13 protein-coding genes are annotated in these 14,415 nt (G+C 25.1%); 11 read left to right on the top strand and 2 right to left on the bottom strand.

Annotated features, from left to right (window positions below; genetic code table 4):
* Position 1 precedes the first annotated feature (1 nt).
* Entirely contained in the window at positions 2-382 is a 381-nt protein-coding gene (locus tag AACK85_RS03070) for a hypothetical protein (protein ID WP_338969298.1), read from the top strand.
* Between the two features lie 33 nt (positions 383-415).
* Here the strand turns inward: AACK85_RS03070 and AACK85_RS05010 are convergent, their stop codons facing one another.
* The gene (locus tag AACK85_RS05010) at positions 416-643 is read right to left on the bottom strand and encodes a pentapeptide repeat-containing protein (RefSeq protein WP_422397545.1); all 228 of its coding nucleotides are present in this window, start codon (positions 641-643) and stop codon (positions 416-418) included.
* Positions 644-804: 161 nt separating this feature from the next.
* Between AACK85_RS05010 and AACK85_RS03065 the strand changes: the two genes are divergently transcribed.
* Together AACK85_RS03065 and AACK85_RS03060 are read left to right on the top strand one after the other, a co-directional pair.
* A complete protein-coding gene (locus AACK85_RS03065) occupies positions 805-2,667 on the top strand; it encodes a heavy metal translocating P-type ATPase (RefSeq protein WP_422397544.1) in 1,863 nt (620 codons plus the stop codon).
* An 18-nt stretch (positions 2,668-2,685) separates the two neighbouring features.
* The gene (locus tag AACK85_RS03060) at positions 2,686-2,997 is read left to right on the top strand and encodes a metalloregulator ArsR/SmtB family transcription factor (RefSeq protein WP_338969296.1); all 312 of its coding nucleotides are present in this window, start codon (positions 2,686-2,688) and stop codon (positions 2,995-2,997) included.
* A gap of 24 nt (positions 2,998-3,021) precedes the next feature.
* On the opposite strand, the gene AACK85_RS03055 is transcribed toward AACK85_RS03060, so the two are convergent.
* Positions 3,022-3,747, bottom strand: coding sequence for an ECF transporter S component (locus tag AACK85_RS03055; RefSeq protein WP_338969295.1), 726 nt, complete (start codon positions 3,745-3,747; stop codon positions 3,022-3,024).
* Between the two features lie 126 nt (positions 3,748-3,873).
* On the opposite strand from AACK85_RS03055, the gene AACK85_RS03050 reads away from it, so the two are divergent.
* From AACK85_RS03050 to AACK85_RS03015, 8 genes are all read left to right on the top strand, one after another.
* Positions 3,874-6,777 (top strand): cation-translocating P-type ATPase, encoded by a 2,904-nt coding sequence (locus tag AACK85_RS03050; protein ID WP_338969294.1) that lies wholly within the window; start codon positions 3,874-3,876, stop codon positions 6,775-6,777.
* A 161-nt stretch (positions 6,778-6,938) separates the two neighbouring features.
* On the top strand, positions 6,939-9,179 hold the full coding sequence (locus AACK85_RS03045) for an MATE family efflux transporter (protein WP_338969293.1): 2,241 nt from the start codon (positions 6,939-6,941) through the stop codon (positions 9,177-9,179).
* A gap of 103 nt (positions 9,180-9,282) precedes the next feature.
* A complete protein-coding gene (locus AACK85_RS03040; RefSeq protein WP_338969292.1) occupies positions 9,283-9,477 on the top strand; it encodes a hypothetical protein in 195 nt (64 codons plus the stop codon).
* 3 nt (positions 9,478-9,480) lie between these two features.
* Positions 9,481-9,675 (top strand): hypothetical protein, encoded by a 195-nt coding sequence (locus AACK85_RS03035; protein WP_338969291.1) that lies wholly within the window; start codon positions 9,481-9,483, stop codon positions 9,673-9,675.
* 33 nt (positions 9,676-9,708) lie between these two features.
* Positions 9,709-9,978, top strand: coding sequence for a hypothetical protein (locus tag AACK85_RS03030; RefSeq protein WP_338969290.1), 270 nt, complete (start codon positions 9,709-9,711; stop codon positions 9,976-9,978).
* 160 nt (positions 9,979-10,138) lie between these two features.
* Positions 10,139-12,538 (top strand): hypothetical protein, encoded by a 2,400-nt coding sequence (locus AACK85_RS03025; RefSeq protein WP_338969289.1) that lies wholly within the window; start codon positions 10,139-10,141, stop codon positions 12,536-12,538.
* 258 nt (positions 12,539-12,796) lie between these two features.
* Positions 12,797-13,264: a hypothetical protein gene (locus AACK85_RS03020; RefSeq protein ID WP_338969287.1), complete on the top strand. Its 468-nt coding sequence runs from the start codon at positions 12,797-12,799 to the stop codon at positions 13,262-13,264.
* Positions 13,265-13,312: 48 nt separating this feature from the next.
* Complete coding sequence (locus AACK85_RS03015; protein WP_338969285.1) at positions 13,313-14,212, top strand: hypothetical protein; 900 nt, start codon at positions 13,313-13,315, stop codon at positions 14,210-14,212.
* The last annotated feature ends 203 nt before the right edge of the window (positions 14,213-14,415 follow it).

The following is a 14,415-nucleotide window of genomic DNA, read 5'->3' as shown; positions in this document are numbered from 1 at the left end:
AATGTCAAAGAAAAAAAAATTAAAGAATTTAATTAATGAAAGTGCACAAAGCAATTTTTTAAGTAATAATCAAATGAATAATTACCAAATGGCGCAAAATCAAGCTATGTTAGAATATGGCGAAATGATGCGACAATATAATCAACAGGTTTTGGGAATGCAATTTCGAAGAATGATAGAAATGTCAAGAATTAATTTTTTGCAGCCATTAACAGTTCAACCGCAAATTTTAATGCAACAACCAACACCTTATCAAGTATTTTATCCAAATTTTGTCAATTATCCGCTACCAAAACAAAATTCAAATGTTAAGCAAACAGCTAAACCAAAAATTAATTTAGATCAATCTGAATTCAATACCGAAATAAAACCAAATCAATAAGATTTGGTTTTTTATGATATGATATATTTATAATTATCTATATTGACAATTATCTATATAATGTATAATATAAATATATTGAGGTAAATACAATGAAACAAAAAATAAATAAAAAAACATTAACTGAAAATAATATAAAAGAACACAACCATTCAGAACACAACCATTCAGAACACAACCATTCAGAACACAACCATTCAGAACACAACCATTCAGAACACAACCATTCAGAACACAACCATTCAGAACACAACCATTCAGAACACAACCATTCAGAACACAACCATTCAGAACACAACCATTCAGAACATGTTGATCAATTTTATATTCCTTTTTTTCAAAAAAAATGAACTATAAATGAAATTTTTAGATTATTAAATTTAATTGTTTCTGTAATTTTTTCGTTGTCGTTATTATTTGCAATGATTAAAAGTTATCCGTTTAATTATTTAAGTAATAAATATTATCAATGAGCAGCATCAACAATAGTTATCTTTTTAACTGGTTGAAAATATTTTTTATCATTTTTTCATGAATTGTTTATCATGAAAGAACCTGGCATGTATACTTTAATTTTTATGGCAACTTTATTATCATATGGATATGGAATTTTCTTAATTTTTAGAAATTTTAATAATTATGAATTGACTTTTGAATCAGGTACAATAATAATTACTGTTTTATTAATTGGAGACACTATTTCTGCTGTATTGAATAAAAAAATTTCAAATAACATTAAAAATACTTTAAGTTTAGAAAACAAAAAGGCAAATTTAGTGAATAATAATTTTGAAAATGAAAAATTAATTGAAATTATAAACTTAAAAATAGGAGACATTGTCTTAATTAAAAAAGGTGAAAAAATACCAAGTGATGGAAAAATTATTAAAAAAAATGCACTATTAGATGAATCGATGTTAACTGGAGAGGCAAATTATGTGCAAAAAACAATGAATGATAATGTTTATGGTGGAACTGTCAATGTTGGCGATTATTTTTATGTACAAATAGATAAGGAAATAGATAAAACTTTAATGTCTGAAATTGCAAATAAGGTTAATGAGATTAAACATCAAAAATCAAAGATTGGCAAAATCGCAGATAGAATAGCTATGCTATTTATACCTTTCGTAATAATTTTAGCTGTACTTGGTTTTTTATTGCAATATTATATTTTTGAAAAACAAAATGTGGCATTTGCAATAAATACATTTGTATCCGTAATAATTATTGCCTGTCCGTGTGCTTTGGGTTTGGCAACTCCACTTGCACTTGCAATTGGAATTTCAAAAGCAACAAAATACGGAATTATTTTTAATAATGTTGATGTATTTGACAAAATTAATAAAATTAATGCAATTGCTTTTGATAAAACAGGAACAATAACAACTGGAAAATTAATGGTTAGCAAAATTTATGGAACCAATCAAAATAATGCATTAATTTATAATATTGAAAAATTCTCGAATCATCCAATTGCAAAATCTATAACAAAATTTTTAGAACTTGAAAAAAATATTGAGCCCATTAATTTTGATGATTATAATGAAATTTTAGGAGAAGGAGTAATTGCAAAGATAAAAAATAATACATATAGAATCATAGCTTTCAAAGATGATGATTTTGATGAATTGATTAATTTTAATGAAAAAACTAAAAATGAATTAACAGAGGATATGAAAAAAAATAATGTGTTTATAGCTTTTTATGTAAATAATTCAATTGAAAATGTAATTTTATTGTCTGATGAAATTAGATTAGATGCAGTCAAAACTATAGAGAAATTAAATTTAAAGAAAATAGAATCATTTATGATAACAGGTGATAATGACAAAAATGCAAAAAAAATTGCAGCTATTCTTGGTATAAAAAATTTCTATGCAAATGTTTTACCAATACAAAAATCTGAAATTGTTAAAACAATTCAAGCACAAAACAAAATAGTAGCATATGTTGGTGATGGTTTGAATGATATTGTTGCTTTACAACAATCGGATTTAGCAATTTCTATGAATAATAATTCATCTGCAATAACAAATTCAAGTGATATTACAATTGTGAAAGAACAATTATTTTCTATTTATCAAGCTTTGATTTGTGTCAAATTAACTAGAAAAATTATGATTTCTAATTTTCTTTGAGCTTTTGGATATAATATAGTTGCATTGTCACTTGCAATGTTTGGCATTATTCCACCAATGTTTTCTGCTATTGCAATGGGTTTATCAAATATTACGGTATTACTTAATTCTTTAATTTTTAATGCTTTAAAGATTAAATTTTAATTGAAAAGGAAAAAGATTATGTCTTATAATTATTCAAAATTTGCAAATATTTTTAAAACAATGTCTGATCCAACGAGACTAAAAATTTTAGAAATTTTATCTTTTTCTGTTGAGCCATGTGCAAATGATATTTTAAAGCAATTGAAAATAACACAACCAACATTGTCTTATCATCTAAGTATTTTAGTTGAGGCAAATATTGTTATTGCAATTAAAAATAAACAGCAGAAACAATATAAAATCAATAAATCAATGTTTACGGAAATGCATCATTTTATAATGAAAATAGATGAGAACAATGACCAGAATTTAAAAAACATCCAAAAATAATTAAATTTTTGGATGTTTCAAACGTTAATTATATCTTTTTGCAAGCATTTGTAATAATTTACATAAGCCAATTGATAGTGAAAAATAGATTATATAACCAAATAAATAATTAAAAAATGTGTATAAGGCTGCAAAATTTCAAACATTTAATTTTAAATTTTTAAATGTTGTATTTCATTCGTTTATAGCTGTTTGATTTGAATCTGGATATAAAATAATAAAATAGCTTGCCAAACCAATTGTATTACATATTCACATTGCAATAAAAATTAAACTAAAAGATATAGTCATTTTACAATAATATTGTTTTTTTAACTTGATTGAATTTCTAATTGAAAATATAAAACCAAACAATGTTGGAATAAATGGCAATAAAATTCCATTTATCAAAAACATTTGTCAGACCACTAAAAATGGTGGTCAAATTAAATATGATATTATAGTTGCTACAATAGTTAACATAAAACTTTTTAATCAACCTTTATAGTATGAAAATAAAATGATTGGCAAAAAAGAAAGATTAATATTAAAAGGATAAATAATCGTCACAAGTAGATTATTGATAAATTGAAACAATACAGCTAAAGCACAAAACATTGAAATAATCGTGATATCAAAAATTGATCATTTAATTGAAAAATGAAATTTCAAAAAATTAATTCGTTTTAAATTATGTTGATTAATATCGTTTTGGCTAGTATTTACAATTGCATCATCTAACAGTCCCTGGTTCTGTTGATTTTCTTGCATAACTCTCCTTGCAGTATTTTAACTTGCAAAAATATTTTAGCAAATATTATTTATTATATAAACATTTAAATTAATTTATTTAAAGTTATTATTGTTGTGATATTATTTTTATTAAGTGAGGTAATTATGAATGACTATTTAATGAAAAGTGATTCTGAAATTGAAATTGAATATAAGACTGACTTAAATAATGGACTAAGTGAAAACGAGGCCAAGATTAGACTTGAACAAAATGGTAAAAATGAATTGCCAAAAGCAAAACAGAAATCTTGAGCGTTAATTTTTTTATTGGCATTAGTAAAACCAATTCAATTAATTTTAATTGTAGCAGCTGTTATATCAGTGATTTTTCCTATGATTAATAATGGTTGAAAAGTAGATTTAACAGAATTTATCGATTTTATTGTTATTATGGCAATCGTGATTATTGATGCAATCTTAGAAACTGTACAGACTATGAAGGCTCATAAATCAATGGAAGCGTTAAAATCATTATCAAAACCAATAACTGTTGTTTTGCGTGAAGGTCAGCAAAAAGAAATAGATGCTTCAGAACTAGTAATAGGTGATGTTATTGTGTTGGAGGCAGGTAAATATATACCAGCAGAGCTTAGATTAATTGACGCACAAGATTTATCAATTGATGAATCAATTTTGACAGGTGAATCTGTTCCGGTAGAAAAAACAGATGAACCGTTATTAAAACAAACCATCATCTTAGCTGAAATGACAAACATTGCTTTTATGGGAACTTTTATTACAGCAGGAAGAGCAACGGGTATTGTGATTAAAACTGCAAAAGAATCAGAAATAGGCAAAATAGCTGTTAATTTATCTGCAAATGATAATCACGTAACACCATTAGAAAAAAAATTAAATCGTTTTTCATTTTGAATTTCAGGTTTATCATTTGTTATTGCTGCTTTAATCTTTTTATCATTGTTTTTTGTTGGTCAAAAAACAATGTGAGTAGATTATTTAATGGTGGCTATTACATTGGCTATTGGTGTCATACCAGAATCATTATCAGCAGTTGTCTCTATTACATTGTCTTTTTCAACAAAAAGAATGGCATCACAAAATGTTATTGTTAAACAACTTGCGGCTGTAGAAACTTTGGGTTCTGTAAATGTTATTTGTACAGATAAAACAGGAACTTTAACACAAAACAAAATGACTGTTGTAAAAGTTATTGTAGATAACAAAATAGTTGCAAGTCAAGATTTCATTAAAGAAGGAACGGATGAACATAAAGATTTATTTTTAAAAGCATTAGTGCTTCCAAATGATTCAGTAACAGAAGGTAAAGAACGTATAGGCGATCCAACAGAATTAGCACTTGTAGATTATGCAGATTTAATGGGTTATGATGAACAAAAATCAAGAAAAAAATGAGAAAGAATTGATGAAATTCCATTTGATTCTGAAAGAAAATTAATGACGTCTGTTAATAAAATAGATGGAGTATTGCATACTTTTACAAAAGGAGCTATTGATCAAATTTTAACTTCTTGTGATGAAATTTTAATTGATAATAAAATTAGAAAAATTACTCCTCAAATAATTAAAGATTTGCAAGCGAAAGCAGATGAACTTTCAAATCAAGCATTAAGAGTCTTAGCTTTTGCCTATAATACAGATTATGATGATGAACCAGATAAAGATGACATTGAAAAAAATTTGATTTTTATAGGTGCTGTTGCCATGATAGATCCAGTAAGGGAAACAGCTGTTGAAGCTGTTAAAGAAGCACATAAAGCTGGTATTAAAGTAGTAATGATAACAGGTGATCACGCAACAACCGCTTTAGCAATTGCAAAAGATTTAGATTTAGCTTACACAGAATATGAAGTTATTTCATCTGATAGATTAGCTACAATGTCTGATGAAGATCTAAGAAGAATTGTAGATCAAATCACGGTTTATGCTAGAGTGAATCCAGAACATAAAGTTCGTATTGTTGATGCTTTACAATCGCAAAATAAAATTGTTTCAATGACGGGTGATGGAGTCAATGATGCTCCATCACTTGCCAAAGCTGATGTTGGTGTTGCTATGGGTATTACTGGTACAGATGTTGCAAAAGAAGCTGCAAATGTTATTTTAACAGATGATAATTTTTTGACAATTATGAAGGGTGTCAATGAAGGCAGAAATGTTTATCAAAAAATTAAACGTGCTGTTACTTTTGTTATGGGTGTCAATTTATCAAATGTTTTAAGTATATTTTTAATTTCTGTATTTGTACGTATGTCGCCACTTGAAGCGACAAATATTTTATGAATGAATTTAATTGTAGAATCAGTGTTAGCTATAGCCATTGGTATGGGACCAAATGATAAGACTTTAATGACAAGTAAACCAAAACCAAGGAGTGCTAAATTATTTGAAGGATTATGATTATCATTGTTTAAAATTATTGTATTTAACACAATTGCGGGAATAGGCGCTTATTTTATTGGACAATTATTTTATTTTAGCCTTCCGCAAATATCTGATATTTTTGATCGCTATGGTTATAATCATAATTATTCAGCTTGACTGGAAATTTTAAAAAATCCAGCAACTTCAATAGATGAAAAACAAATAGTTACTGTGCTTGGTAGAACTTGTATGTTCATTGTAATAACTTGCGCGCCTTGTGGTTTTGTTAATTTTATTAAATTAACAAATTGAAAAAATTCAAAAAAAATTAATTGATTGATTAATAAACCATTAGTCTATGCTTCACTTGGAGCGTTTATTTTAAATTTCTTAGTTGTTTTTATTCCAACTGTTAATAATGAAATTTTTAAATTAACCTCAATAAATGATTGAAATAAAAATAATGCATGATTAATTTTAATTTCAATTGCAATTATTCTTTGACCTAATTTAACAATTTTACTTTCAGATGCAATGATTTTCTTGTCTTATCATTATTTTCCAAAATCTTGGGAAAGAAATAGGTCAATAGTTTCAAAAATGGTTGCAAACGACCGTAAAATTGACGAAATGATTAAAAAAAAGAGAAAAAATAAAAATAATTAATATAGGCCGTTATGCAAAGGTGTGGGGTTTTTAAAAAAGAAAATATATATAGATCAAAACTACTTGCTAATTATAATATTTGTGGTATATAATGAATTTTGTAACATAACCTCACTGCACTAGCAATGAGGTTTTATTTATATTTTAGAAAGAAGAAAAACATGACAGGAAAAACAAATACAAATAATAAACATGTTCTAGATCATGATACATCTCAAGGAATGTTGGAGATAAAAACTCAATTATTCACTAAACGTGAATGAATTTTACGTTATGCATCTCCTTTAGGTTCATTGCTTTTTATGGCCGGACCGATGATTATGATAACTTTAGTTAATGGTCTTTATGGAATAATTGATAAACAATTAACTTTAAATTTTGCCATGGAACAAATTAAAGATATGTATTTTAATCCAGGAGCTACAACAGAGGGATTACAAATTTGATCACCAAATGAAGCTTTAGGAAATATTAGTATAGAAGAGTTTGCGAAGCAATTAATAAACGTTTCAACACAGTATTCAAATACTATTGTCACTATCTTGATGGCACTTTCTTTGCTGACATCTGTTGGAACAGCCATTCGTTTTGGCCAAGCGATGGGTGCTAGAGATAAAGAAAAAATGGACAGATACATAGTTACTGGCTTAATTCAAACAGCAGTTATGTCAATCATTGGAACATTAATTTTACATTTCATTTATCCATATATTATAACAACTCAAGCCGGTATTGACTTTGATAACAGATTACAATCACTGCAATATCAATTAGCTTCAGAATATACAGATACATTTATTATGGGATTTTCATTGCTTGCTTTTGCAACATATATTTCCACATTAATGAGAACTGAAGGTAAAGTTTGATGAGTAATTGGTATTAATTTAACTTCGGTTGTAATAAATATTGTTTTAGGAATAGTTTTCATGGAAAACTTGGGCATGGGCATGAAAGGCGCAGTTTACGGTTCCATGACTGCTTGATCATTTATGATTTTATCTGGCTTAACTGTGATAATTCTTTCAAAAAATACTTTACTAATTCCAGACATTAAAAAATATAAATTCATTTTTAGAGAAGCTGGTAAAGTTTGACTTAATGGATTATCACCATTTATTTCAAACTTAGTTTTTGCAATTATTTCTTATACTTCAACTATTTTAATTACTAATTTACATGATGTTAAAGATTTAGATTATAAAAATATAATTCAAATATTATTATTGAGTAGAGATAGTAATGGCAATGTATTTAATGTTGTTAGTGGAGAGCAGCTACCAGTAAGTATGTTTGATCCAGGGCAAATGGACCCAGAAGTTTTCTTTAAACAATTTCAACCATATGCAGAAGAAAACATTACAACTTCAATTCAGGTGTTATCTTCAACATCACCATGAATAGCTATTTTATATGCACCAATATTAGGAATGATGCAAGGTGGAAATGCTAACTTTGCATATAATTATGGTGCTGGTAAAAGAGAACGTATGCGTAAAATCTTTATTATTATGCTTACTTGTAATTTAACATGAGCTGCCTGTGTCATGATAATCATGATTATTGTAGGGGGACCGATGATGGCAGCATTTTATGGACCAGATGATAAAAAATGATGATTCGTAATGTATTATAGTTGCTTTATTGTAACGCCATTTACATTCTCTGCTATTTCTTTATATCAAGGAATGGGTAAAACCAAATGAGCTTTATTGATAGCATTAATGAGAGCGATTGTATTCCAATTAGCATTTATTTTTATGGGTTATGCAATTGCAAAAAATACTTCAAATGATGGTTCAAAAGATTGATTATTCTTTTTAATTGCATCTTTCCAAGAATTATTATCTGCTGGTTTTGCAGTGCTTATTTTATTGCATACAATAAGAAGTGCAAAAAAACGTGACCGTTTACATGACGATGTAGATTCATTTGTTTCACCAACATATGCGCAAGCAATTGCAAACGAAATATCTATTGAACATAGAAAATCAAGTAATTATATTAATAATAAATTTGATAAATCAATTGCAAAAGTAGAAGTTAGAATGAGTAAAACTCCTGATTTTCTGAATGAACAAATTGAAAAATTAAATATTAAAAGAAACCAACTATTAGGTCATACAAATATAAAAGCTAAATTGAATTACCAAAAAAATGATATTTATGCAAAATATGAAAAAGAAATTCTATTGATAAAAGAAAAAATAAATTTAGCAAAAGAAACTAAAAATAAAATTGAAGTAATTGATGAAATTAAATTACTTCAAAAAATTAAACATGAACGTAATACAGAAATTAGAAAACAAGCAAAAATAAATCATGATTTAAAAAAACAATGAATAGAAGAATTAAAAAGTGATTTAAATGCAGATATTAACAGTAGTATTAAAAATATTTAATTTGTTATACAAAAAAACATTTAATAAAATAAATGTTTTTTTGTTTTAAATAGAAATTTTTTCAAAATTGAAGTAAATTATATTTGACAGGCCTAAATAAGATATGAATAAAATAAATTTAAAATTATTAGATTTTATAAAATTAAATAAGAGAAATGAATTGTATAAAACAATTTTCTATTTATGAAAGAATAAAGTTAAAATTACAATTCAAAATATAGTACAACATTCAAAATTATCTTTGAAAAATATAACAAATGAAGTTGATAAAAATAACGGTTTAAAAGAAATTAAATAATTATTGGAATCTGCAAATGTAGATATTGAATTTGATAATTTTTTGAATAAAAATGATTCAGAAATGTATTTTAAAATTATTGAAGCAACATCTATAATTAATGGTGATTTTCAATGAATTTTAATTAAGCATATATTCTTAAATTCGGCTGATTTTTTTATTTTTACGGATTTCAAATATTATTACTATGGAGAATAATTAAAAAAATATTTTCTGGATTCAGGAAATTGTGTGAATGTATTGTATGATGTGGAATTATTTATTGAATTATTTATTAATTCAAAATATGAAAATAAGTGTTTTATTATCATATCTGATATGGATGATAGTGAAAGTATAATTACTGTTTTAAATATAGCTAAAAACTATAAAATACCATTAGTTTGTATTACAGATAATGAATATTCAAATTTAGTTAATTATTCACATGTTTTTTTAAAAATAATTTCATCTGTTTCTGGCAATCCATTTAAATCATTTAATATTGAAATTTCACTATAATATATTTTAAAAAAATTGGGTGAATTAATTTATCTGAGTCAACCACAAAAAAAAGAATTAAAAATTCAAAAAGCGCTTTCTGATTTATAAAATATTTTTAAGATATAAATAATATAATCGAATCTAATATTTGATATAATCAACAAAAGAGGGTGAAAATATGAAGAAATTATTAATTTTACTTAGTTCTTTTGCAGTATTTTTAGGTAGCAGTTTAACAACTATTTCGTGTGGTTTAAATAATAATTATGTTTCTTCGCCAGCTTTACAAATTAATTCTATAAGAGAAATAAACAGAAATTCATTAGATAAAATTAATTTTAAAATAGGTACAAAAGGGGCAAACGGTCTTTCAACTTTAATTTCAACAATGTTAGAATCTTTTTTAGGTGGATCTTTGGATTCTAATTTGGTCGGATTTATTTCGGCAAATGCGAAAGCCTTTTTAATGGCAAATGAAACATTAAATCAATTAGCAACAATTAATGGGATGAATTGAATTACATACAAATTGCAAAAACAATTTTCTTGATTAAGATTTACAGATTTCAACCAAGATGAAGATGTTTTTGATACTTTAAATGGCTTAGCATCAACAGCTTGAATACCAACAGTTAATGACTGAGCATTATCTGTGACTTTTTTGCAAGATGATTTTACCTATTGATCTGCAGATACAGATTTAGCTTATATGCGTATTAATATAATTGGTAGAGTAGAATATGATAATGAAAAAGTAATTCTGGATTCATCGAAAACCAATTTGGCAGCTGTTCGTTTTGATGAAAATGGTCAAACTGGTGCAAATTTAATTGTTGATGATCCAACTTATGGTCAAATTTCAAATGGTTGAATGGGTGGAACACTACCAATTGATATTAGAAATTCATTTGATGAAAATTATGGTGAAGTTAGCTCTGCTTTTTTTGAATATATGCCATCTGTTTCTGATTTTAATAATTTTTCAATTAATTCAAATATTAATGATTTATTAAAACTAGCTATTGCACAAAATAGCATTTATGATTTTATTTTAGATGAATTAAAAAACAATCCAAGTTATTTGAGTGATTATATTAATATATCAGAAAACACTAATAGATTAAAAATACCAGTAGCCACAGGTATTATGTATTCTTTAATGATTCGTAGAACTTCAGAAGGACTTGCTGGTGGTTTTGATGAAAATAATTTATTTGCCTATGATAATTTATATACATTAATTATTTTTTCTTTAAAAAGTGCTGTTTCAAAATCAACTTTACCGAAATTAATTAAAGAAGAAATTACTAAAAATCTAGAATTAATTGCAAATGTAGGTTCAGATGGAGATAGTACAACTGCTATCGAAGCAAAACAATTAATTACTAGTTTTAAAACTAGAATGATGACATTTTATAATTTATACAGAGCAGATTTAATTGGCAATTCATTGTTTGTAACAGATATCAGAACAATTAAATTTGATACAAGTGATGAATTATTAAATGAAAACTTAACTTATGGCAAAAAACCCATCAACTTTGATATTGAAATGGGTGAAATTGGAATTTCTGCCACAGAGCAACTACAATTGCATATATATCAAAGAAAAGATTCAGAAACAGCTGTGGATGCTCCAGAAAATGAAAATTTGGGTTATTGATTTATTCCTGATCAAAAAGATTCATCAATGCTTTTAGACAATAAGATTTCGTGATCAGATTATTATTTTAGAAATATATCAAATAGTTTGCGAATGAACTACTATGCTCAATTTCAAAGTGACTATAATATTTTAAATAACGTTTGATCAATTTCAACAGGAATTACAGATATTACTCAAGGGTCATTATTTGATTGAAATTCGGTTGATAAATATGATGATAATGATCCAAATTGATGATATGGAACTGATATTGAAAATATTTTAGGGCAAGATACTACTAAATGAAGTGCAGATAAAGTTTCACAAAGAATTGACTCTGTTGTTAGATCGATATTTGCTCAATTCTATGATATTAAAAATGTTATTTCAAAAAATAAAAATTTATGAAATTATGGTATGTCAATTAATGATATAGACAAAAAATATGATCCAAATAACCCCTCATTAAATCCTACTGATATTTATGTAAATAATGATGATTTATCTTATTCATCTGTTTATATTGAAAATAATGGTGGCGTTACAGCAAATATTTATGCAACAGATAGAACTAGAAGTTCATCAACATCAAGAGCTACAAATCACATCGTTAAATGAGGTTTAAATAATTATGGAGATCGAAATGGTAATAATAAACCTCCAGATCCAACAAAAACACAAGACCAAGTTTATAATTATACAATAATGGCAAGACAAGTGTATGCAAATGGAAGTGTTAATAAAGACGATGTAATTGATTACAATAATTGAGTGTTAAATCCGGATTCACAAAAATGATTAAATGGAATTTTACATTTTTATATTCAATATCAAGTATATTCAAAAAATCCTTCAGATCCTTCAGATCCAAATTATAAATCTTTTAATGGTTTATATGAATTATGACATAGTATTGTTAAATCAAAATTTTAAATAATTTTGATTTTTTTATTTGTTATTTTTATTTCTTGTTATAATACAAACAGTTTTGGTACAAGTTCATAGAAAAGAATATGTATGAACTTTGATGAAATTAATAAATATTGAATTTATTTGCAAAAATTAATAAATAATTAAAAAAGGAAATTTAAAAATAATGAAAGCAAAATTATAAGTGGGATTTGCATAATTAAATTAAAATGTGAATTATCAGATTTTCATTTAACACAATCTGATGATTTTTTCTTACCCATGATAATAGAAGTTTTCAATGATGATAATGATTTCATAAAATATAAAAAGAATATTTTGACTCAATTAAAAAATATCTATTTTACAGCTGAAAATAATTTACAAGAATTACTTAAAAAGGAAAAATATATTGACCTATTTACAAAAATGATTTTAATTATGAGAGAATTTAATATTTCATTCAATAAATTGGAGGTTACATTAATTAAAAAGTATTCTTTCAATATTAGTATTCAAAATGATGAATTAATTAATTTTTTTGAATTAAAATTTTCCATATTTGATTTTTTCAATAAACCTTATGTTTTATTATGAAATGTGTTTAATAAATGTGTTGACATAAATGATTGTAAATATTTAATTGATTTTCTTAAAAGACAATTAACTAAATTTAAAAAAATATCTGTAAATAATTTGCAAAATATTTTAAGTTTAGTAAAATTATTGAACGAAATTAAATTAAACTAAAATTATAAAAATCTAAATAATGAGATAATTTTTTTAATAAATGAATTAATGTTATTAAGTAATGATAATTCTAATTTTTTTGAAAAAATAAAATGTACATTTATAAATTATACTTCATTTATAAATTACAAATTAGATGAAAATATAAGGGAATTATCATTAAAACCTCAAAATGAATTGATTTTTTCAAGTACTGATTCATATACAATTGTTGCTATTTATATTGATTCCATTTATTCCAAAACAATATTTAAAAGCTTCAATCAATATTTAGTCGGAATTTATGTAATTAATAATACTGATTATTTTTTTGATAAATTTGGTGCCTTAAATTCAGCATTAAATTCTTATTTAAAATATGATGAATTTATTATTAATCGCTTAAGAGCAAATGAAAATGGTCAAATTTCCATTGATAATATATTTGCGAAACTAGCATTGATTAAAAAAAATATTAAAAATTTAGAGATGAACATTGAGCAAAAAATATTATTTTCTATTAATGTAAATACAGTGAGAAATAAGAACTTATACATTAAAAAATTACTGGAAGTAATTAGGCAAGACAATTCAATTTCATATGGATTAAATAGTTTAGAAATAATAAATTTTTTACCATCTATTTCTATACAAAAATTAGAAGATATTTGATTTTTATCATCAAATGAGCAATTATTAGCACTAGATACGCTTATTTTTATGGGCGAAACATTTTACTCATTTTTGAACTATAAAATAGGCTTAGCATATTATAATTTAAATAAATTTATTGTTGAAATTTATGATTTTATAAATAAAACAAATAACTTAAAAATAAAATTTCAAAATAAAAGTAATATAAAATTAAAATGAAATACAATAATTAATTTACATGCAGAAATTATTAATATTTGAGATCCGCAAGAAATTACATCATATACAAATTTAGATTTGTTATGAAAATTCTAAAAAATTTTTGAAATAATGTTATACTAACAGTGTTAAGGAGTAAATTAATAGATTATCCAGAGAATTGACGATTGGTGCGAGTCATATAATTTATTTTTTGAAGGTTGTAATGTTTAATATTTTAAGATTTAAAAATAATTAAGTGGACATTTGTCAATAAGGATGGTACCGCGGGTTGTATAGATATGGCTCGTTCCTGTGCA

This window comes from Spiroplasma endosymbiont of Labia minor, from assembly GCF_964019845.1.
Taxonomy (GTDB): Bacteria; Bacillota_I; Bacilli_A; order Mycoplasmatales; family Mycoplasmataceae.
The sequence above is the reverse complement of the archived record's forward strand: the minus strand, read 5'-3'. Positions and strand labels throughout refer to the sequence as shown.